The following is a 22,217-nucleotide window of genomic DNA, read 5'->3' on the forward strand; positions in this document are numbered from 1 at the left end:
TTAAATTCGTTTACATGGAATTCAAAAGAAAATTCGGTAGAAAAAAACAAGCAAAACCTAAAAAAGGCCTCTTTTTGGTTATTTTGTTGGCCATTGCGTTAATACTTTGGTTTAAGGCAGATGCCATTATGGAAGTTCTATTTTAGGGTTTTTTCTAAAGTGTTTTTCTGCTTTACCTAACATCTTTTATCTGATGTTCTTTATACAATTATGCAAAAAAACGTAATCACTAGAACCAATCCTAAAAAGGATGCCACTTCAAGCAGGGCTATGCTTGTTTGCTAATTATTTGAACTAATAATTGCTTTTTTATTTCTAGAAACCAGTTCAAAAAAAAATAAAAAGATTAAGAAAGTAGATCTTTGAATAAAAAAATCTAAGTTCTTTTTGGAAATTTATTCATCAAAAAATAAAATACCCACAAACAAATACAGCCGTTAGTTCTATTATCAACCAAAAGAATTGTTTAGATTTGTAGAAAAGCGAGCTGAACATCTCGTTTAAAGTAACAAATAATCGTCAGTAAAAAAGGCGCAATAAACTAAAACAACTCTGCGATTTTGCCCACAGAAAAAATAATTTTAGGGATCGACCCAGGAACAACCATTATGGGTTTTGGTTTGATAAAAGTAGTTGGTAAAAAGATAGAATTTATTCAAATGAACGAATTGATTCTAAAAAAATACGATGATCATTATTTAAAATTAAAACTAATTTTTGAACGCACAATTGAGTTAATAGATACCTATAACCCAGATGAAATTGCCATTGAAGCACCATTTTTTGGTAAAAATGTACAATCGATGTTAAAGTTAGGTAGAGCACAAGGAGTTGCTATGGCTGCTGGTTTGTCCAGAGAAATTCCGATTACAGAATATTTACCTAAAAAAATTAAAATGGCAATTACAGGAAATGGAAGTGCTAGTAAAGAGCAAGTTGCTTTGATGTTAAAATCGCTTTTAAATTTAAAAACTTTACCAAAAAATTTAGATGCTACAGATGGTTTGGCTGCTGCAGTTTGTCATTTTTACAATTCAGGTAGAGTTGTGGGTGGTAAAAATTATACAGGTTGGGCTAGTTTTGTAAAGCAAAATGAGAAGAGAGTTAAGAAATAATGTCAGGAATCTACATTCATATCCCTTTTTGTAAACAAGCATGTTTTTATTGCGATTTTCACTTTTCTACTTCTTTAAAAAAGAAAGAAGAAATGATTGGTAGTTTAATTAAAGAAATAAAATTAAGAAAAGACGAATTGCAAAATGAAATAGTTGAAACAATCTATTTTGGAGGTGGAACACCATCTGTTTTAACAACTGACGAAATTAAGCTTTTAATTGAAGCTGTTTATACTAATTTTGAAGTAGTAGAAAACCCTGAAATTACTTTAGAAGCAAATCCAGATGATTTATCTGAAGAGAAAATTATAGCACTTTCCAAATCGCCCATAAATAGATTAAGTATCGGAATTCAATCTTTTTCTGAGAAAGATTTACGGTTAATGAATCGAGCTCACAATACGGTAGAAGCAAAAAAATGTTTGGAGGTTGCTACAGAATATTTTAAAAATATTTCTGTAGATTTAATTTATGGAATTCCAGATTGTACTCATGATCAGTGGCGTAAAAACATACAAATAGCTTTAAGTTTTGGAGTGCCACATATATCAAGCTACGCTTTAACAGTAGAACCTAAAACCACTTTAGAAAGTTTAATTAATAAAGGGAAAATTAAAAATGTTGATGAAGAAAAAGCAGCAGAACAGTTTTATATTTTAATAGCAGAACTAGAAAAAGCAAATTTTATACATTACGAATTGTCTAACTTTGGTAAAGACGGTTTTTTTAGTAAAAACAATTCAGCTTATTGGTTAGGCAAATCTTATTTAGGTATTGGTCCTTCTGCGCATTCTTTTGATGGGAAACAACGTAGTTGGAACGTAAGAAATAATACAAAATATATAAAATCTATACAAAAAAATACGTTGCCCATAGAAAGAGAAATATTGTCTAAAATAGATGTTTACAACGAATATGTTATGACAGGTTTAAGAACAATTTGGGGAGTTTCTTTACAAAAAATATCAGCCGATTTTGGCAGTATTTTTTTAGAGTATCTAGAAAATCAATCAAAAAAATACATACAAGATCAATTATTAAGCATTGAAAATGGAGTTTTAAAGGCTACAAAAAAAGGAAAATTTTTAGTAGATGGTATAGCATCAGATTTATTTATGATTTCATAATTATTTATAAAAATGCTTTGATGTATAGTTTTTAAATAACAATTAAAAACTTATATTTGAGATTACAGCCATAAAACAATCAACAAGAACAAGCTTAACATTAAATGAAAGCAATAATAGAATACAATTCAAGAAAAATCACGGTAGATATCTCTAATCCTATTGATATTTCTATACCTATCGATCCTAAAAAAAAGAATGTAAATGCTTTATATATAGAGGGGCCAAAGATTTTTCCACAAGAGTTTGATGGTGAGGTTGTAAAAGTTTCTGAAGGTGCCGTAGTTAATTTTAATAATATACATTTTAATCCACATTCTCATATTACACATACAGAATGTGTTGGGTTTATTACAGATAAAGTACACTCAGTAAATAAAAATTTAAAATATTTTATTTTTTTAGCAGAAGTGGTTACTATTGCTCCTTTGTTTCATAATGGAGATTTTATAATTGGAGTTAAACAGCTAACAAGAGCCTTAAGAAATAAAAAAAGAGATGCCATAGTAATTAGAACTTTACCTAATTTAGAGGATAAAAAGAGTATGCAATACTCTAATACAAATCCAACTTATTTATCAGAAAAAGCAGCAATTTATTTAAGAGAAAAAGGGATTAAACATTTGTTAATTGATTTACCTTCAGTAGATAAAGAGAAAGATGAGGGTAAGCTTTTATCTCATAATGCTTTTTGGAATACAGCAGGCAAAGTAAGAATGGATGCAACTATTACAGAGTTTATTTATGTGCCAAATACAGTAGAGGATGGTGAGTATTTACTGAATTTAATGATTGCACCTTTTGAAAATGATGCCACTCCAAGCAAACCTGTTTTGTACGAGATTATAAAGTAAGTTTTGTCTAAAAATCTTCTAATTTATTTAAATACATTATTTCTTTAAAAATTTCTCATTAGTTTATTCTATAGGTATTTAACCACTCTGTAGAAGGTGCTTTATGGGTAAGTTTAATGTCAGAAACAGCTTCATACTTCTTGTTTTCATAGCTTTTTTTTGATTAACGAATTAGAGAAGTGTTTTGTAAAAACTCGCTTTCCATTTAAATAATAATTGTAAATTTGATAGATAAAGATACTTTTTAAATTATAAACAAACCCATAATTAATGCATATAGAGCAGTTAAGAGACTTTTGTATTGCTAAAAAAGGAGTTACAGAACATTTTCCTTTTGATAATGTTACTCTAGTTTTTAAAGTGATGGGAAAAATGTTTGCACTTTCTGGATTAGATAATTGGGAAAAGGGCGAAGAAAAAATAAATGTAAAGTGCAATCCAGATTGGGCAGAAGAGTTAAGAGGAGAATATGAAGGAATTAAGCCTGGTTGGCATATGAATAAAAGATTATGGAATACAGTAACCATTAATTCTAGCGATGTTTCTGATGATTTGGTTAGAGAACTAATAAATCATTCTTACGATTTAGTCGTAAAAGGTTTAACTAAAAAAATGCAAGCCGAATTAGAAAATTTGTAAATGAAAAAGCAAACTTTAAGAAATATTTACAAACAAAAACGAGCCGATTTATCTCTTTTAGAAATAAAAAAGTTACAACAAAACATCTATCAACAAATTTATAGTTTAGATATTTCTAACATTAAAACTGTACATCTATTTTTGTCTTTAGTAAAATTTAAAGAGATAGATACACAACCTATTATCAACTATTTTAGAGAGCAGAATAAAGAGATTGTAGTTAGCAAATGCAATTTTAAAGACAATACTTTAGCTCATTTTTATTTAGATGAAAACACAAAATTAGTACTCAATAAATTTGAGGTTCCAGAACCTGAAGATGCAAAACCAGCTTTAGAAAAAGATTTAGATTTGGTATTTGTGCCACTTTTAATATCTGATAATCAAAACTTTAGAGTAGGTTATGGCAAGGGTTTTTACGATCGATTTTTAGCAAATTGCAGAAAAGATTGTAAAAAAATAGGGCTTAATTTTTTTGCGCCTATTGCCAAAATAAAAGATGTAGATAATTTTGATATTCCTTTAGATCACATTATTTATCCAAAGCCTTTAGTTTAAATAATAAATTAGGGTTTGGACAAATACTTTTCCAATAGTCAATTTCACTTTCGTAAGCCACACCAGGAAAATCATTTTTAAAATCTAACAAGGTTAGCATTATTTGAAAATGCAAGTGAGGTACCCAATTTCCGTTTTCACTAGCATTTCCTAAAACACCAATTTCCGTTCCTTTTTTTAGGAAATTACCTACTTTATGATGTGCAATACTTGCTAGAGATAAATGCCCAAACAAAGTATAAAAAACATTGTTTTCGGTTTTATGTTTTAAAATTAGTAAACCACCATATCCTTTTTCAAAATTATCGTCTGTAATACAGACTATTTCACCATCTAAAACTGTATTTACTGGTGTTTTAGCAGGTAACCAAAAATCGACACCTAAATGCGTATCTCTTTTTTCAATACCTGTTTTTGTGCTTCTTCTGTAATTGTCAGATGTGTATAAAGCTCTTTTTTCTAAATAGCCACCAGCTATAATTTTAGTTGGGTTTTGAACTTGAATTTCCTCTAATTTTTCTTCAAAATAAAGAAGGTTGTTAAACTCGTTAATCGTTTTTACAAGTGTGTTATGAATGCTTAAATCTATATGAATAGCTTCTTTTTTAACCACTGTTGGAAATAAATCTTGCAAAGAAAATTCCTTATTTTTTGCCCAATTTTTAAACGCTTCTAACATCTCTTTTTTATGCATCATCAAAAATAGAATAAAAGGTTTAGATTTTAAAAATTACTTTTTATTATTTGTAGTTTTGTGTAAAACAGTTTTAAAATGATTGTACAAGGAAACATTGTAGATATTGCTAACAAAAAGATTTTTAAAGGCGAAGTTGAGATTGAAAATGATCGAATTTTAGAAATTAGAGCAACCAATCACGACTGTGAAAATTACATTTTACCCGGTTTTATAGATGCACATATACACATAGAAAGTTCTATGTTAGTCCCTTCTGAATTTGCAAAAATAGCGGTAAAACATGGTACAGTTGCTACAGTTTCAGATCCGCATGAAATTGCCAATGTTTTAGGTGTACATGGAGTTAACTTTATGATTGAAAACGGAAAAAAAGTTCCGTTGAAATTCAATTTTGGAGCACCCAGTTGTGTGCCAGCAACTTCATTTGAAAGTGCAGGAGCTGTTATAAATTCCAACGATATTAAAGTGATGATGGAAAATCCTGATATTAAATATTTGGCAGAAATGATGAATTATCCAGGTGTATTATTTGATGATGCTGAGGTTTTAGCTAAGATTCAGCATGCTAAAAACAATAACAAACCCATTGATGGACATGCACCAGGATTAAGAGGAGATGATGCAAGCAAATATATTGCAGCAGGCATTTCTACAGACCACGAATGTTTTACTTACGAGGAAGCTTTAGAGAAACTGCAAAAAGGCATGAAAGTAATTATTAGAGAAGGTTCTGCAGCCAAAAACTTTAATGCTTTAATAGATTTATTGCCAGAACATTTCGAAAATATGATGTTTTGTTCAGATGATAAACATCCAGATGATTTGTTGTTAGGACACATTAATCAATTATGTGAAAGAGCTGTTGCTAAAAATATTGACGTTTTTAAAGTACTACAAGTAGCTTGTATAAACCCTGTAAAGCATTATAATTTAGATGTTGGCTTGTTACAAAAAGGAGATTTTGCAGATTTTATTGTTGTTGAAGATTTACAAAAATTGAAGGTTTTAGAAACCTATATTAATGGTGAGTTGGTAGCTAAAAACGGAGAGAGTTTTTTAAAATCTGTTGATTTTGAAGTTTTAAATAACTTTAAAACAGATAAAAAGAAAGTAGAAGATTTTGCCATTAAATCTTTAGCCCAAAAAATAAGAGTAATAGAAGTTTTAGATGGCGAGTTGGTAACCAACCAAATTAAAACAGAAAGCTTTATTGAAAATGGAAATTTAGTTTCTAATATTAAAAAAGATATTTTAAAAATGACGGTTGTAAATCGTTATCAGAATTCTGAGCCATCGATCGCGTTTATTAAAAATTTTGGACTAAAAGAAGGTGCTATTGCAAGTTCTGTTGGCCACGATTCTCATAATATAATTGCTGTGGGGGTTTCCGACGAAGCAATTTGTAAAGCTGTTAATTTAATCATTAAAAATAGAGGAGGGGTTTGTGCTGTAAATAACACAGAAGAAAAAATAGTTTCTTTACCAGTAGCAGGAATTATGAGCGATAAATCTGCTGAAGAAATTGGAAAAGATTATGCAGAACTAGATAAAATGGCAAAACAAATGGGCAGCCAATTAAAAGCACCTTATATGAGTTTATCTTTTATGGCTTTGTTGGTTATTCCCTCTTTAAAGTTGTCTGATAAAGGATTGTTTGATGGTACTTCTTTTACATTTACTTCTTTAGAAATTGAGTAGTTTCAAAGTTTCAAAGTTTCAAAGTTGTATAATTTTGATTTTGTGTGTTATTTAGACCTTATAAAGAAAATTCATTTAGAAATTACAATTTGTAAATTCAATAAAACCAAAGTTAGCAAACAAGTTTAGCCACGATTGAAATGGCATCCTTTTTTTGTTTTTCACAAAAAAAGATATAATGGAAAGCGTGAAATAGCTTCTAATAATAGTCTGAATTAAATTGTTACTTTTGCCAAATATCAATCAACATAAAAAATGAGTTTACAACAAGATTTAGAAAACAGAAGTGGTCATAAATGCGAATTGTGTGCGGCTACCAATAATTTAAGTATTTACGAGGTAAAACCAACTTCTACAGGTGGTGTAGATGGCAGTTTGTTAGCTTGCGAAACTTGTGTAGACCAAATAGAAAATCCAGAAAATACAGATGCTAATCATTGGCGTTGTTTAAACGATTCTATGTGGAGCGAGTTTAGAGCTGTAAAAGTAGTGGCTTGGAGAATGTTGCACAGATTGAAAAAAGAAGGTTGGCCACAAGATTTGTTAGACATAATGTATTTAGAAGATGAAGATATTCGTTTTGCAAAAGAATCTGGAGACCATTTAGATGAAAGCGAAAAAATAATTCATAGAGATGCCAATGGTGCCATTTTACAGGCAGGAGATTCTGTGGTTTTAATAAAAGATTTAAAAGTAAAAGGCTCTAGTATGGTTGCCAAACAAGGTACAGCAGTTCGTAGAATTTCTTTAGATCATGAAAATGCCAAATATATTGAAGGTAAAGTTGGACCTACACAAATAGTTATTATTACAGATTATGTGAAAAAAATGGCAGAAAAAGAGTAGAATGTCATTTCGATTGCAGTCCATACGTTGGGCGTTCCCTTTCAGGTCGCGCTTTCCATTATATCTTTTTAGTCTTGTTCTCGATAGAAATTTATTCGTTCCTCATAAATTTACTCGAACTTACAACTAAAAAGGATGCCATTTCAATCGCTAACGCACCTACTTACCAGCTTTTTGCTTTAGAGCACTTTTTGCTGCTTTTAATAACTGTTTTTTATGGTCTATTTCCTGTTTTTTTCAAGTTTTTACAGCAGTTTCTTGATCTTTTAATTTAAAATCATACTCGCCTTTTGGGGCAACTAGTTTTGTAAAAATTGGCGATATTTCTATAGTTAAAACAACAAGAAAATAAAGAAAGAAGGTAAGTGTAGAATTAAAATTAACTTCAATTTTTAAGTATATTTGTATTAAATCGTCAGTAATATCACCAAATAATGAAAAGAATACTTTTTTTATTAGCATCTATAATTTTATTATCATCTTGTGTAACTAAGAAGTTTAAACCAAAGTGGTTAGAAAAAAAAGCACCAGAAACTTTTAAAGCACGCTTTGAAACGACACAAGGTAATTTTGATATTGAAGCTGTTAGAGAATGGTCTCCAAAAGGTGTAGATAGGTTGTATCAATTGATAAAATACAACTATTATCAAGATGTTGCTATATTTAGAGTGGTACCCAATTTTGTAGCACAATTTGGTATTCACAACGATTCTTTAATAAATAAAAGTTGGCAAAAAGGTATTGAAGACGAACCTGTAATCAGAAAAAACGATGCTATGACTTTGGCTTTTGCCAGAGGAGGCGTAAAAACAAGATCCAATCAAATATTTATCAATTTAAAAGACAATCCACGGTTGGATAAGTTGGCGTATTCTGGTGTTACAGGTTTTCCTGTTGTTGCAAAAGTAATTGCAGGTCAAGAAAATGTCTTAAAATTTTACGATGGTTATGGAGATCGATTGGGTAGGCAACAAGGTAAAATTAATAAGCTTGGAAACAAGTTTCTGAAAGAAAATTACCCAAAAGTAGATTATATTTTAAAAGCTTATTTTATTAAATAAACTTTTGATTTTCTTTTTCTCTTGTAAAAAATCATCAAAGAATTATTTAATTATCGAAAATAATATCAACCCAAAAAAAGCTTGTTCCATTTTAACCTAGATTTTATTTACTTTTCTCTGCCATCAATTTTTACATTTACTCCATAATTATTATTAGAGATATTTATTTTTGGTGATGTAATTCTGTAAAATAATTATAAAAATAGGGAATTGTTTCTATACCTTTTAAGTAGTTCCAAACACCAAAATGTTCGTTTGGTGAATGAATCGCATCTGAATTTAACCCAAATCCCATTAAAATAGTTTTGCTTTTTAATTCTTGTTCAAAAAGTGCAACAATAGGTATGCTTCCTCCGCTTCTTTGCGGAATTGGAGTTTTACCAAAAGTAGTTTCATATGCTTTACTTGCTGCCTGATATCCAATATTGTCAATAGGGGTAACATAACCCTGTCCTCCATGATGAGGTTTTACTTCCACTTTTACTGCTTTTGGAGCAATGCTTTCAAAGTGGTTTTTAAAAAGTTCTGTTATTTCTCTCCAATCTTGATTGGGAACCAAGCGCATGGAAATTTTTGCATATGCTTTGCTGGCAATTACGGTTTTAGCCCCTTCACCAGTATAACCTCCCCAAATACCATTTACATCTAGTGTAGGTCTAATAGAGTTTCTTTCATTGGTAGTATATCCTTTTTCGCCATAAATCTCACCAATATTTATTGATTTTTTATAGTCTTCTTTAGAAAAGGGTGCTTTTGCCATTTCAGCTCTTTCCTCTAAAGATAACTCTTCTACATTATCATAAAAACCAGGAATCGTAATATGATTATTTTCGTCATGTAAAGAAGCAATCATTTTAGTTAAAATGTTGATTGGGTTTGCTACAGCACCACCATACAACCCAGAATGTAAATCTCTATTTGGTCCTGTAATTGCTACTTCAACATAACTCAAACCACGTAAACCGGTTGTTATTGAAGGTATGTTATTGGCAATCATCCCTGTATCAGAAATAAGTATTACATCATTGGCTAATTTTTCTTTATTTCTTGGAACAAACCAAGACAAGCTTTCAGAACCTACTTCTTCTTCACCTTCAATCATAAATTTTACGTTGCAAGGTAAGTTGCCAGTAGATGTCATGTATTCTAAGGCTTTTACATGCATGTACATTTGGCCTTTATCATCACAAGAACCCCTTGCAAAAATTGCGCCTTCTGGGTGAATTTCTGTTTTTTTTATTACGGGGTCAAATGGTGGTGAGTGCCATAAATCTATAGGATCTGCAGGTTGTACATCATAATGCCCATAAACTAAAACTGTAGGTAAATTTGTGTCAATAATTTTCTCTCCATAAATGATCGGATAACCTGGTGTTTCACAAAGTTCAACCTTATCACAGCCTGCTTTTTTTAAACTTTTTAAAACAAAATCTGCCGTGTTTAAAACATCTTTTTTAAAGGCTTTATCTGCACTTACTGATGGGATTTTTAAAAGTTCAATGAGTTCGTTTAAAAAGCGTTCTTTATTGTTTTCTATATAAGATTTTATTGTATCCATGTAAAGATTTTAATTTCTTTCTCAAAAATAGAAAAATTTATTGCAACAAGTTTGTAGTTTCTAAGTATTGTTTATATTTGCAACCCGAATTCTTCGGGAAATTTGCAGGCGTGGTGGAATTGGTAGACACGCTAGACTTAGGATCTAGTGCCGCGAGGTGTGAGAGTTCGAGTCTCTCCGCCTGTACAAAACTAATAGTCGAAGTGTTTAACTTCGACTATTTTTATTTTAAATCTTATTTTATGAAATTATATCCTATAAAATTTTTACCAGTGTTTAGTTATAGATTATGGGGTGGTGAAAAACTTAAAACGGTTTTAAACAAAGATTATTCTGAAACGAAAATTGGAGAGTCTTGGGAAATTTCTGATATAAAAGATAGTGAAACGCTAGTTAAAGATGGTTTTTTAAAAGGAAAAACATTAAATTATTTAATAGAAGAATTTAAAGGTGAATTTTTAGGGACTAAAGTTTTTAATCAATTTGGGGTAAAATTTCCGTTATTAATAAAGTTTATTGATGCAAAAAAGCCTCTTTCTGTTCAGGTACATCCTAGTAACGAAATCGCTAAAGAGCGCCACGATTCATTTGGAAAAAATGAGATGTGGTACGTAATGGAAGCTGATAATGATGCTGAGTTAATTGTTGGTTTTGATGAGAAATTTGATGAAGAAAATTTTGATACTTTAGTGTCTGACGGATCTATTTTAGAAAAAATGCATCATGAAAAAGTTGCAGAAGGAGATGCTTTTTACATTCCAACAGGAAGAGTACATGCAATTGGTGCTGGTGTGTTGTTGGCAGAAATTCAGCAAACCTCAGATATTACTTATAGGATTTTTGATTACAATAGGGTAGATGCCAGAACTGGTAAATTGAGAGATTTGCACAACGATTTAGCCAAAGATGTTATCAATTTTGAACCTCAAAAAGAATACAAAACTTCGTATAATAGAAAAACGAATTTTTCTAACAAGTTAGTGCATTCTCCATATTTTACCTCTAATATCTTGTTTATAGAAGGTAGTATAAAAAAAGATTATACTGATTTAGATTCTTTTGTAATTTTTATTTGTGTTGATGGAGATTTAGCATTGATTTCTAACCACAAAACGTATCCACTTAAAAAAGGTGAAACGATTTTATTACCAGCAGCTGTAAATACTGTGGAGTTAATTTCGAAAACTAAAAAAAGTAAGCTAATAGAGGTTTATATCTAACTTTTTAATTCGATTATTTTAAAATTTTCAGCTCTTTCAGCAGAGGCAAACATTTCTTTAGTTTCTTCTGGAGGTGTTGTTAATTTTCTTTGGGTTAAATCTATCCAAGCACCATAAACTTTTATGATGGCAGATAGTTTTCCTGCTTCATTAAAAACTTCATGAACAATTTTCCAACGTTCGTTGTTTTTAGACAAACCCTCTAATTTTAAATTAACGGTTATATTTTCTCCTAGATGGATTTCTTTTCTAAAAGAAGTTTCTTCTGTAAATAAAATAGGACCTAAGTTATATTTGGTAAATTTTTGAATTGAGAAATTATATTTTGCAAAATAACGCACTCTAACTTCAGCAGCATAATCATTATAAGCTGTATGACGCATGTGTCTGTTTGGATCAAAATCAGACCATTTTGTAGCAAAAGTAACTTGAAAGCTCATATTTTATTAAGGTTTAAAAAAATCCGATAAATTTTTAATTTATCAGATTTATATTTTTGTTAAATTTTATTTTTTAACAACTTCTAATTTAGTTTTTAACTTTAAATCTTTTAAAACATTTAAAGCCTCTGCAACATAAATATCTTTAGATAAATTTTTGTGCCAAATATTTCTTTTATCAGCTAAAACACTGTCTTTTTTTAATAATGGTAATTCGTATTTTGGCGAGTTAAAAGTAAGATTAGATTTGTGTTTAAACGCATCTGAATATTTTTTTGCAACTTGTTCTTGCTCTTTACTTTCTTTAGCAAAATCTTTATAATTTAAAGAGTAAGAAGTATCTTCTTGATTTTCTTTTAACCATTTTGCATACTCGTTTATAAGCTTGAATTTTGTATTGCTAGCAATTCTAGTTTTACTTTTGTCAACTACTTCAGAGAAGTTTTCATAAGAGTTGGTTTGTGTATATTTTGCTTGTGGAACTTTGTCCCAAACTAAAGCACCATCTAGATCTCTTTCTCCAAACTTCATGTAACTATACCTGTCTGGCATTGCAATATCAGAGTACACTCCTTCAATTTGTGTAGAACCACCGTTAACTCTATAAAATTTCTGAATTGTCATTTTTATAGCACCTAAATCTTTTTCGTATTTAGGATAAAAATTATTTATTGGGATAACACTTTGTACAGTTCCTTTTCCATAGGTTTGATTGCCTCCTATTATTACAGCACGACCATAATCTTGCATGGCTGCAGCAAAAATTTCTGATGCAGATGCAGAAAGTTCATTTACCAATACAACAACAGAACCATCCCATTGCATTTTTGGATCTACATCACTTTTAACAATTGGATCTTGACCTCTATATTTTACCTGTACAACTGGACCTTGCTTAATAAATAAACCAGCAATTTGTATTGCTGTCTGTAAAGAACCACCACCATTATTTCTTAAATCGATTAATAAACCAGCTATGTTTTCTCTTTTTAAACGTGCAATTTCTTTTTCCATGTCTTTTGCAGAGTCTCTTGCATCTCTATCGGAAAAATCTATATAAAATCTAGGTAAATCTATTAAACCATATTTTTTGCCATCTTTTTCTACAATACTAGATTTTACAAATGTTTCTTCTAACTCTACAACATCTCTTATAATAGAAATTATTTTTGTAGAACCATCTAATTTTTTCTTTACAGTTAGTCTAACTTCTGTACCTTTTTTACCTTTAATAAATTTAATGGCATCATCTAAACGCATGCCTACAATATCTAATGGATCTTTATCACCTTGCGCCACTTCTAAAATAATATCTCCAGCTTCAAGTTCACCTTGTTTCCAAGCTGGTCCACCAGAAACTAATTCTACTATTTCTGTATAAATACCTTGTCTAGATAAACGTGCTCCAATACCTTCTAATTTACCAGACATATCTTGGTCAAAGCGTTCTTTAATTCTTGGTGCCATATACGTTGTATGAGGATCAAAAGCGCTTACTACACTGTTTAAAAAAACAGAAAACCAATCTTCGTGTTCTAGTTCGTCTATTCTTAAATACAATTCATTCATGTTTTTTAAAACTTCTTTTCTAGCTTCTTTTTCTAAAGTTTTAAAAGATTTTTTCTTGTATTTTTTGTCTTTTTTAAGTTTTTCTTCTTGTTTTTCTAATTCACTTTGAATTCTGCTTAACGTATTTAATTTTAGTTGTTTACGCCAGTATTCTACTAGTTTATTTTCGTTCTTAGCAAAAGGGATCTTATCATAATCTATATCAATAGTTTCTTTTTTATTAAAATTAAAAGGTTGTTTTAAGATTTCACCATAATAGGATTTTGCGTTTGCAGTTTTTTCTAAAAAACGATTGTAAACTAAATTGTAAAAAGAAACATCATCTTTTAATAGTTGGTTGTCTATTTCATATTTATATTTAGAGAATTCTTTTAAATCATCTTGCGTAAAGTAACGTTTACTTGGGTCTAAACCCTCTATAAAGCTTTTATACACTTTTTCAGAAAAATCATCATTCATATCCTTTACAACAAAATGTCCTCTTGTTAATATATTTTTTAAAACATACACTAAAATTTTATCCTTTTCAGGATCTGATTTTAGGGTGGTTTCTGCTTGTAAAGTTAGATTGTTAAATAACAACAAAAAAGCTATTAATAGTAGGCTGTTTTTTTGTAGATTGTTCATATAGATTATAGTGATTTAGATGCCTTTTAATTTTTATGTTACTAAAATAATGCCAAAATATTTTAAAAAAAAGAATCTAGTTATTTTTATATTTTTTTTGGATTAATTTATTATAACTCTAACAATAATACGTAAAAAAGCATAAGTTTATTCTTTACAAATTGTTAAAAAGAAAATGAATTAAATAAATTACTTTTGTGTATTAGAAATAGGTATCAATTTTCTAGGCTAGTTAAATATTAAATAAATTTTTATGCAAGAAAAACCTTTAATTTTAGTAACCAATGATGATGGAATTACAGCTCCAGGAATAAGGGCTTTAATTAAAATTATGAATAAAATTGGTGATGTTGTTGTGGTAGCACCTGATAGTCCACAAAGTGGCATGGGACATGCTATTACAGTAGATAATGTATTAACTTGTAACCCTATAACGATAGATAATGGCCCACAATTAGAATATACCTGTTCTGGTACACCTGCAGATTGTGTTAAAATGGCGGTTAGCGAAATTTTAAACAGAAGGCCAGATTTATGTGTTTCAGGTATAAATCATGGTGCAAACTCATCTATTAATGTTATTTATTCTGGAACCATGAGTGCAGCTATAGAAGCTGGTATAGAAGGGATTCCTGCAATTGGTTTTTCATTATTAGATTTTAAATGGCATGCAGATTTTAAACCTTCAGAAGAATATGTGAAAAATATTACTTTAAATGCGCTGTTAAATGGTATTCCAGAAGGGGTAGTTTTAAATGTAAATATACCTAATTTAAAGAAAGAAGAAATTAAAGGTGTAAAAGTTTGCAGACAAGCAAATGGCTATTGGAAAGAAGATTTTGATAAACGTAAAAATCCTTTTGGAAAAGAATATTATTGGCTTTCTGGAGCTTTTGTAAGTAAAGATAAAGGACAAGATACAGATGTATATGCTTTAGAAAATGGCTATGTTTCTTTAGTGCCAGTACAGTTTGATATGACGGCTCATCACATGATACAAAAATTAAATTCTTGGGAACTGTAAAAAAAGATATCTTAATCGGTTTTTTAGTAGCCATTTTGGCCACTTTTGGAGGGATTTTTTTGTATTTAGAGTATTTTTCTAAATTTAGTTTTCAAGATACATTAATAATGATTGAAGAAAGAAACTTGTATGGGAAAGTATTATCATTAGCAGCTATTCCTAACTTATTTGTGTTTTTTATTTTTATTAAAAAGAAACAAGACGCAAGAGCAAAAGGAGTACTTTTAGCAACTATAGCGATTGCTCTATTAACCTTAATTTTAAAGTTTTTTTAAAATGAAATATTACATAATTGCTGGTGAAGCTTCTGGAGATTTGCATGGTTCTAATTTAATGAAAGAATTGTATAAAAATGACAAAGATGCAAACATCCACTTTTGGGGTGGAGATCTTATGCAGTCAGTTGGAGGTACTTTAGTTAGTCATTATAAAGAAAGAGCTTTTATGGGTTTTTTTGAGGTGATTACCAACCTCTTAAAAATTGTAGGATTCATAAAACTTTGTAAAAAAGACATATTAAAATTTAATCCTGATGTAATTATTTTTATAGACAATTCTGGTTTTAATTTGCGTATTGCTAAATGGGCAAAAGAAAACAGATTTAAAACAAATTATTACATTTCTCCTCAAGTTTGGGCAAGTAGAGCAAGCAGGGTTAAAGACATTAAAAGAGATATAGACCAATTATTTGTAATATTACCTTTCGAAAAAGATTTTTATAACAAATACGATTATGAGGTTTCTTTTGTTGGGCATCCTTTAATTGATGCAATTGCAGGAAGAAAACAAGTTTCTTTAACCAAGTTTAGAGAAGAACATCAATTAGGAGATAAGCCAATAATTGCACTTTTACCTGGTAGTAGAAAACAAGAAATTACCAAAATGCTTTCTGTAATGGTTTCTTTAGTAGATGATTTTTCGGATTATCAATTTGTAATTGCTGGTGCTCCAAGTCAAGATTTTTCTTTTTATAAACATATTATTGGTTCAAAAGAAATAGCTTTTATCAATAATAAAACTTATGATTTATTGAGCGTTTCTTATGCAGCATTAGTAGCCTCTGGAACAGCTACATTAGAAACAGCCTTGTTTAAAGTGCCTCAAGTTGTTTGTTATAAAGGTGGCTATATATCTTACCAAATTGCAAAAAGAATTATTACGTTAAAATTTATTTCTTTGGTAAACTTAATAATGGATAAAGAGGTGGTAAAAGAATTAATTCAGAATGATTTTAATAAGCTAAATTTAAAAAAGGAATTATCTAAAATTTTAAAGCCAGAAAATAGAGAACAATTATTTTTAAACTATTTTGAATTAGAGAAAAAACTAGGAGGTAAAGGTGCTTCTAAAAAAGTGGCTACACAAATTGTAAATGCTTTAAAAGAAATCTCTTAAAATAAAAAGAGTTCGCTATCGATTTGGTGGTACAAATAAAAATGGTGTTTTAAGATTTATCCACACAATGCGTTTTAGAGCAGATATCGTTTATTCATTTTTAGAAAAATACCTGAATAAAGCCTTTGTAAAAGCCAAAAAATATATTGTAATTTTTTAGTAACTTTCGGTTGCTATGAAAAACTTACTACAATATACTCCTTTTCATCTTCTGTTGTTTTTTATTCTCGGAATTTTAATTGAGTTTTACAACCATTTTTGGGAATTAAATTTTAATTATAAATGGCCAATTTTATTGGCTTTAACTGCTATTTTTATTGTACTTAATAATAGAAAAATCATAACAATAGTTGCTTTTATATTGTTTTTCTTTTTAGGTATTTCATCTGTATTTTTAAGTAATTCATCGAATTATAAAAGCTATTTTAAAAAACACATTACATCTAATAATTTTGCGATTTTTAAAATTAAAAAAGTTTTAAAACCAGGGTTATATTATCAAAAATATATTGCAGAGGTTCAGCAAGTTGCCAATACTAAAACCAAAGGAGAAGTACTTTTAAATTTAGAAAAAGATTCGATAAAACACAGACTTTTTATAGATGATGAGTTTTTAGTAAACCCCATATTTAAAGAATTAATTCCGCCTTTAAATCCGTATCAATTTAATTACAAAACTTATTTAGCAAAACAAGGTGTCGAGCATCAGGTTTTTATAAATTCTAGCGATATTTTTATAGTAAGCAAAAGCACTGTTACATTAGTAGGTTTGGCAGCGCAATTTAGAGAACACATCCAAAAATATTTACTAAAGTATCATTTTAAAGACGATGAGTTTGCAGTAATTAGTGCTTTGTTATTAGGGCAAAGGCAAGATGTTTCTAAAGAATTACTTACAGATTATGCAAATGCGGGTGCTATTCATATTTTGGCTGTTTCTGGTTTGCATGTAGGTATTTTATTATTGATCTTATCATTTTTACTAAAACCGATAGAAAATATTAAAAATGGCGTTTATATAAAAGCAACTATAATTGTATTGTTACTATGGATGTTTGCCTTTATTGCAGGTCTTTCTGCATCTGTAGTTAGAGCAGTTACCATGTTTACTTTTTTGGTAGTTGGCCAATTATTTAAAAGAAAAAATGTAGTTGCTTTCTCCCTAATAAGTTCTATGTTTTTTCTATTAATTGTAAAACCTATGTTTTTGTTTGATGTAGGTTTTCAGTTAAGTTATTTGGCGGTTTTTGGTATTATTTGGGTGCAACCAAAATTATATGCTGTTTATAAACCTAAGTTTTTTGTGATGGATAAAATTTGGCAATTATTTACAGTCTCTATTGCTGCACAAGTAGGAATTTTACCTTTAAGTATTTATTATTTTAATCAGTTTCCAGGTTTATTTATGTTATCAAACTTACTAATAATCCCTTTTTTAGGCGCTATTTTAATTGGAGGTATTCTTATAATTTTATTAGCACTGTTAAACATTTTGCCTCAATTTATAGCAACTATTTATAGCAATATTATTCAACTTATGAATGGTTTTGTTAGTTGGATTTCTCATCAAGAACAGTTTTTATTTAAAGATATTTCTATTTCTTTCTTAATGATGTTGTTTTGGTATTTTGCTATTTTTTCTTTGGTTATATTTCTTATCAAGAAAACACCAAAAAGGTTAATGTATTTTTTGTTTTCTCTAATTATTTTACAAAGTGTTTATTTTTTCGAGAAGAAAAATCTTGCCAATAAAAACGAACTTATAGTGTTTCATAAAAGTAGATTTGGAATTATCGGAAATAGGGCAGGAGCTCAACTGATTCTTCAGTACAATCTAGATAGCTTAAAATCAAAAGATATTAAAGCAATTAAACCTTATGTGATACATGAAAAGTTAAAAAAAGTGACCAAAGTACATTTTAAAAATTTCATCAATTATAACAATCAAGCTATATTAATAGTAGATAGTTTGGGTATTTATGCTTTAAAAAATGTTGTAAAACCAATTGTGGTGCTGCAATATTCACCTAAAATAAATTTGGAAAGACTAATAATAAAACTAAAACCTTTAGCAATTGTTGCAGATGGTTCTAATTACAAAAGTGATGTTAGAGGATGGAGTAAAACTGCAGCTTTTTACAAAATAAAATTTCATTATACAGGGCAAAAAGGAGCTTTTGTTTTAAAATAGTTATTTATAATTTGCTTTTAAAATTTTTTTCAAAATTTTCCCATTTTGTCTTTTTATAATTTTTAGAAGAAAAATAAGCTATAATCTTTTCAAGCTTTATTTTGTCTAAATAACCAGGTATGCTTTGTAAAACTTCTGCATTATCTGTTAAAAATATGGTTGTAGGAAAACTTAGTTTACCATTCATTAAGGCAGCTGCCAGTTCATGATAACCACGTCTACCATTCTCTTTAAACTTAAATGTATAATCTTTAAAAGTAATGTCTTCCTTTTCTTCCCCATTTAATTTAATAGCGTAAAAATTATCATTTATAGCTTGTATAATTGTTTGATTTGAATAGGTTGTTACATCCATTTTTTTACACCAACCACACCAATCTGTATACACATCTATCAATAATGGTTTTGGCTCTTTTTTAAGTTGTGCTATACCTTCTTCAAAAGAAAGCCAATTTATTTTATTTTGTGCTTTACTAAATGTAATTGTAAAAATAAATAGTAATAACGGAAAAATATTTTTCATAAATAAATTTAAACAAATGATACGTCAAATTTAAGACTTTTTTACAAAGTTTAGAAAACTGAATTGTTAAATGAGTTACTCTTTACAGTAAATGAATAAATTATATACTTAGATTGAATGTGTTTTTGATTTGAAAATAAAAAAAGATAACTGCAAAATTTATAGAGTTAACAAGCGTATTAAAAAAAGTAAAAAAGCTAAAATGGCTATTTTTCTTTTATAAATTACCTTGATAGCAATGCTAATAGCAGTTTTAAAATAATAAGGAAAAACAAAAAAATAACTCTAAAAGTATTTGCTTTCAAAAAAAATGATGAAAAGAATATTTTTAAGTAATTAGAATATTTATGAATTAAACTTATAATGATAAGCGACTATGTTTAGGGTAAAACATAGCCGCTTTTTTTTTGAAAGATAATTTTTATTCTGCAATTAAATGTAGTTCTGTAAACTCTTTATTTATAGAGATAGACTGTGTTTTTGTGAAACTTTTATCTATAGGAACCTCTACATTGTCTATTTGTAAAGATTTTACAACAAAAGGTAAGTTATGAAATACAATGTTAAAGTTCTTATATTCTGCATTAAAATCTCCACGTTTGTGTTGTTGTAAAATAAATTCATCTTTTTTACCTGTTACTTTAAAAGAACGCAAGCTAAATCTTCCTTTTCTATAATCATAACCATCATGAGCATCATCATATAATTTAGAAGTTTCTTTACCTTCTTTATAGTAAACATCTAAGGTAATTTCATTAAATTTTTTCTCGCCAACATATTGTTGTACTGGATATTTAGGTATTACTGCACCTTCTTTTATAAAAATTGGCATGCTGTCTATATCTGCATTTACCCATATTTCTTTGCCACCAATAACCACTTCATTTGTCCAGAAATTATACCATTTACCTCTTGGTATATACATTCTTCTTCCTTTGGCATTTGGTTCTTGTATTGGGCAAACTAAAATTTGTTCTCCGTAAATAAACTCATCACTTCTGTAATGTGTTTGTTGATCTTCTTGATCATATAAAACCAAAGATTTAAGTATTGGAGAGCCATCTGTTATATAATTCCAAAAAGCAGTATATAAATAAGGTAAAAGTTGATATCTTAACTCGACAAACTTTCTAACAATATCTGTTATTTCATCACCAAAAACCCAAGGTTCTTGGTCTCCATGATCACCAGAAGAATGTACTCTACAAAAAGCATGAAACACACCTAATTGAATCCATCTTGCAAATAATTCTCCTTGAGGTTGTTCTGCAAAACCACCAATATCACTACCTGCAAAAGAAAAACCAGACATTGCCATTCTTTGTGCTTGGTTGTTAGCAATAGCTAAATGTTCCCAAGTTGCTACATTATCTCCCATCCAAGTAGACGTATATCTTTGGGCACCAGCATATGCAGATCTTGTAATTACGAAAGGTCTTTTTGGATATGCATATTTTTTTAAACCATGATAGGTTGCGCGTGCCATTTGTGTACCATAGATATTATGTGCTTTTCTATGAGAACATGGATTTCCATCAAAATCATGACGCACATCATCTGGAAAAGATTTATTTGGCACATCCATTACAGCAGGTTCGTTCATATCGTTCCAAACACCTTTTACACCAATATCTTCTATTAGTTCTTTAAACAAACCAGACCACCAGTCTCTAACTTCTGGTCTTGTATAATCTGGAAAATAACATTCTCCAGGCCAAACTTTACCTTTCATGTATGGGCCGTCTGCACGTTTACAGAAATAATCTTTATCTAATGCTTCTTTAAAAACATCGTATTCTAAATCTATTTTAATACCTGGATCTATAATTACAACCGTTTTAAAGCCATCATCTTCTAACTCTTTTACCATTCTTTTTGGATCTGGAAAATAATTTTTATCCCAAGTAAAACATCTAAAACCATCCATATAATCAATGTCTAAATAAATAGCATCACAAGGTATTTTAAGGTCTCTAAATGTTTTGGTAACTTCTTTAACATTACTTTCTGGATAATAACTCCATTTACATTGATGAAATCCTAAAGCCCATAATGGAGGCAATGCATGAGGTTTACCGGTTAAGTCTGTGTAGTTTTTTACGACATCATCCATTTTTGGGCCATAAATAAAGTAGTAATTCATTTCTCCACCTTGGGCCCAAAAACTTGTTACATTTCTTCTTTCATGAGAAAAATCGAAATGTGTTTTAAAAGTATTATCAAAGAAAATACCATACGATTTATTGTTTTGGATAGCTGTATAAAATGGAATTGCTTTATAAATAGGGTCTGTGTTTTTACCAAAAGCGTAAGAGTCTGTTGCCCAGTTTTCGAAACGTTTTCCTTTCATGTTTACATCTACAGGCTTGTCTCCTAAACCATAAAAACTTTCTGCTTTTTGGCAAACTTTACTCATTTTTACAATATCTCCACCGAACTCATAACTTTCTTCCCAATGAAAACCAATTTCATCTTCATTTATTAATTTGTTATCAATAGCATCGTATAAACTAATTTGTAAGCTTACTTTTTCTATCAAACAAATTAGCTTAGAAGTAGTAACTTTATAATGCGTTTTATCTTCAGTTACTTTAAGTTTGTTGTACCCTCTACTTGCGTGTATGGTAACCCCGTATGAAAAATCTTTTTCAAACTTACCAGTTGTGCTATATCTAAAGCGAATTACACTATCTCTAACCACTGTAACTTCTAAAATAACATTGTTTTTTGTAGTAAAATATAGTTTATCTACATCTTTATGGTAATTTATTATTTCTGATGGAAAAAGGTTTCCTTTTTGTTCTAGTTCCGTATTAACAATCATAATATTTGCTTGTTTTTAATGTGGTAAAAGTCGTAATAGTTTCTAATAGAATTAACTGTAAATATTGTTTTTACGACAATATTCTTTTTGTAAACTATTTTTTTAAAGTTACTAAAGTAACCTAAAAAAAAGAATAATTTACAGATTAAAATATTATTTAGAATCTAATAAAAATAGCAATGTTTTTTTTGGAAGTTATAAAAATACAGTGCTATAAATTACCAATGTAGCAGTAATTTATAGCGCTAAAT

The 22,217-nt window shown here is 29.2% G+C and carries 20 protein-coding genes and 1 tRNA gene; 15 read left to right on the top strand and 6 right to left on the bottom strand.

Going from position 1 to position 22,217, the window contains the following annotated elements; translation table 11 throughout:
• Positions 1–14 precede the first annotated feature (14 nt).
• From AC2D6T_RS11125 to AC2D6T_RS11150, 6 genes are all read left to right on the top strand, one after another.
• Positions 15–146 carry a hypothetical protein gene (locus AC2D6T_RS11125; protein WP_438989654.1) on the top strand — a complete coding sequence of 44 codons (132 nt, stop codon included), beginning with the start codon at positions 15–17 and terminating at the stop codon, positions 144–146.
• Positions 147–560: 414 nt separating this feature from the next.
• Positions 561–1,115 carry a crossover junction endodeoxyribonuclease RuvC gene (gene ruvC, locus AC2D6T_RS11130; RefSeq protein WP_298949729.1) on the top strand — a complete coding sequence of 185 codons (555 nt, stop codon included), beginning with the start codon at positions 561–563 and terminating at the stop codon, positions 1,113–1,115.
• Positions 1,115–2,242 (top strand): radical SAM family heme chaperone HemW, encoded by a 1,128-nt coding sequence (gene hemW / locus AC2D6T_RS11135; RefSeq protein WP_484681545.1) that lies wholly within the window; start codon positions 1,115–1,117, stop codon positions 2,240–2,242. The genes ruvC and hemW overlap by 1 nt, the downstream gene beginning before the upstream one ends.
• A gap of 104 nt (positions 2,243–2,346) precedes the next feature.
• Complete coding sequence (locus tag AC2D6T_RS11140; RefSeq protein WP_298949733.1) at positions 2,347–3,096, top strand: cyclase family protein; 750 nt, start codon at positions 2,347–2,349, stop codon at positions 3,094–3,096.
• A gap of 270 nt (positions 3,097–3,366) precedes the next feature.
• Positions 3,367–3,735, top strand: coding sequence for an MmcQ/YjbR family DNA-binding protein (locus AC2D6T_RS11145; RefSeq protein WP_347186390.1), 369 nt, complete (start codon positions 3,367–3,369; stop codon positions 3,733–3,735).
• Positions 3,736–4,293, top strand: a complete 558-nt coding sequence (locus AC2D6T_RS11150; protein WP_298949739.1) for a 5-formyltetrahydrofolate cyclo-ligase — start codon at positions 3,736–3,738, stop codon at positions 4,291–4,293. It begins immediately after the preceding gene.
• On the opposite strand, the gene AC2D6T_RS11155 is transcribed toward AC2D6T_RS11150, so the two are convergent.
• On the bottom strand, positions 4,268–4,990 hold the full coding sequence (locus AC2D6T_RS11155) for a peptidoglycan DD-metalloendopeptidase family protein (RefSeq protein ID WP_484681546.1): 723 nt from the start codon (positions 4,988–4,990) through the stop codon (positions 4,268–4,270). The genes AC2D6T_RS11150 and AC2D6T_RS11155 overlap by 26 nt on opposite strands.
• A gap of 75 nt (positions 4,991–5,065) precedes the next feature.
• On the opposite strand from AC2D6T_RS11155, the gene ade reads away from it, so the two are divergent.
• The 3 genes from ade (at position 5,066) to AC2D6T_RS11170 (ending at position 8,595) form a co-directional block, all read left to right on the top strand.
• On the top strand, positions 5,066–6,688 hold the full coding sequence (gene ade, locus AC2D6T_RS11160) for an adenine deaminase (RefSeq protein ID WP_484681547.1): 1,623 nt from the start codon (positions 5,066–5,068) through the stop codon (positions 6,686–6,688).
• Between the two features lie 255 nt (positions 6,689–6,943).
• A complete protein-coding gene (locus AC2D6T_RS11165) occupies positions 6,944–7,534 on the top strand; it encodes a PhnA domain-containing protein (RefSeq protein ID WP_484681548.1) in 591 nt (196 codons plus the stop codon).
• A gap of 434 nt (positions 7,535–7,968) precedes the next feature.
• Entirely contained in the window at positions 7,969–8,595 is a 627-nt protein-coding gene (locus AC2D6T_RS11170; RefSeq protein WP_484681549.1) for a peptidylprolyl isomerase, read from the top strand.
• Positions 8,596–8,758: 163 nt separating this feature from the next.
• Here AC2D6T_RS11170 and AC2D6T_RS11175 read toward each other — a convergent pair whose 3' ends face one another.
• On the bottom strand, positions 8,759–10,153 hold the full coding sequence (locus AC2D6T_RS11175; RefSeq protein WP_484681550.1) for a dipeptidase: 1,395 nt from the start codon (positions 10,151–10,153) through the stop codon (positions 8,759–8,761).
• 104 nt (positions 10,154–10,257) lie between these two features.
• Here AC2D6T_RS11175 and AC2D6T_RS11180 point away from each other — a divergent pair.
• Both AC2D6T_RS11180 and AC2D6T_RS11185 read left to right on the top strand, forming a co-directional pair.
• Positions 10,258–10,339 (top strand) — tRNA-Leu (locus AC2D6T_RS11180).
• A gap of 56 nt (positions 10,340–10,395) precedes the next feature.
• Positions 10,396–11,373 carry a type I phosphomannose isomerase catalytic subunit gene (locus tag AC2D6T_RS11185; RefSeq protein ID WP_484681551.1) on the top strand — a complete coding sequence of 326 codons (978 nt, stop codon included), beginning with the start codon at positions 10,396–10,398 and terminating at the stop codon, positions 11,371–11,373.
• Here AC2D6T_RS11185 and AC2D6T_RS11190 read toward each other — a convergent pair.
• Positions 11,370–11,813: an acyl-CoA thioesterase gene (locus AC2D6T_RS11190; RefSeq protein ID WP_484681552.1), complete on the bottom strand. Its 444-nt coding sequence runs from the start codon at positions 11,811–11,813 to the stop codon at positions 11,370–11,372. The genes AC2D6T_RS11185 and AC2D6T_RS11190 overlap by 4 nt on opposite strands.
• Before the next feature lie 66 nt (positions 11,814–11,879).
• Positions 11,880–14,009 (bottom strand): carboxy terminal-processing peptidase, encoded by a 2,130-nt coding sequence (locus AC2D6T_RS11195; protein ID WP_484681553.1) that lies wholly within the window; start codon positions 14,007–14,009, stop codon positions 11,880–11,882.
• A gap of 253 nt (positions 14,010–14,262) precedes the next feature.
• Between AC2D6T_RS11195 and surE the strand changes: the two genes are divergently transcribed.
• The 4 genes from surE (at position 14,263) to AC2D6T_RS11215 (ending at position 18,619) form a co-directional block, all read left to right on the top strand.
• Entirely contained in the window at positions 14,263–15,033 is a 771-nt protein-coding gene (gene surE / locus AC2D6T_RS11200; protein WP_438989665.1) for a 5'/3'-nucleotidase SurE, read from the top strand.
• Complete coding sequence (locus AC2D6T_RS11205; protein WP_438989666.1) at positions 15,021–15,308, top strand: hypothetical protein; 288 nt, start codon at positions 15,021–15,023, stop codon at positions 15,306–15,308. Before surE ends, AC2D6T_RS11205 begins: the two co-directional genes overlap by 13 nt.
• Before the next feature lies 1 nt (position 15,309).
• Positions 15,310–16,428, top strand: coding sequence for a lipid-A-disaccharide synthase (gene lpxB, locus AC2D6T_RS11210; RefSeq protein ID WP_484681554.1), 1,119 nt, complete (start codon positions 15,310–15,312; stop codon positions 16,426–16,428).
• A gap of 175 nt (positions 16,429–16,603) precedes the next feature.
• The gene (locus tag AC2D6T_RS11215) at positions 16,604–18,619 is read left to right on the top strand and encodes a ComEC/Rec2 family competence protein (RefSeq protein ID WP_484681555.1); all 2,016 of its coding nucleotides are present in this window, start codon (positions 16,604–16,606) and stop codon (positions 18,617–18,619) included.
• Positions 18,620–18,623: 4 nt separating this feature from the next.
• Here AC2D6T_RS11215 and AC2D6T_RS11220 read toward each other — a convergent pair whose 3' ends face one another.
• Together AC2D6T_RS11220 and AC2D6T_RS11225 are read right to left on the bottom strand one after the other, a co-directional pair.
• Positions 18,624–19,142 carry a thioredoxin family protein gene (locus AC2D6T_RS11220; RefSeq protein WP_484681556.1) on the bottom strand — a complete coding sequence of 173 codons (519 nt, stop codon included), beginning with the start codon at positions 19,140–19,142 and terminating at the stop codon, positions 18,624–18,626.
• A 421-nt stretch (positions 19,143–19,563) separates the two neighbouring features.
• Entirely contained in the window at positions 19,564–21,966 is a 2,403-nt protein-coding gene (locus tag AC2D6T_RS11225; RefSeq protein ID WP_484681557.1) for a glycoside hydrolase family 31 protein, read from the bottom strand.
• Between the last annotated feature and the right edge of the window lie 251 nt (positions 21,967–22,217).

The sequence above is a fragment of the Polaribacter sp. YIW18 genome, assembly GCF_057219325.1.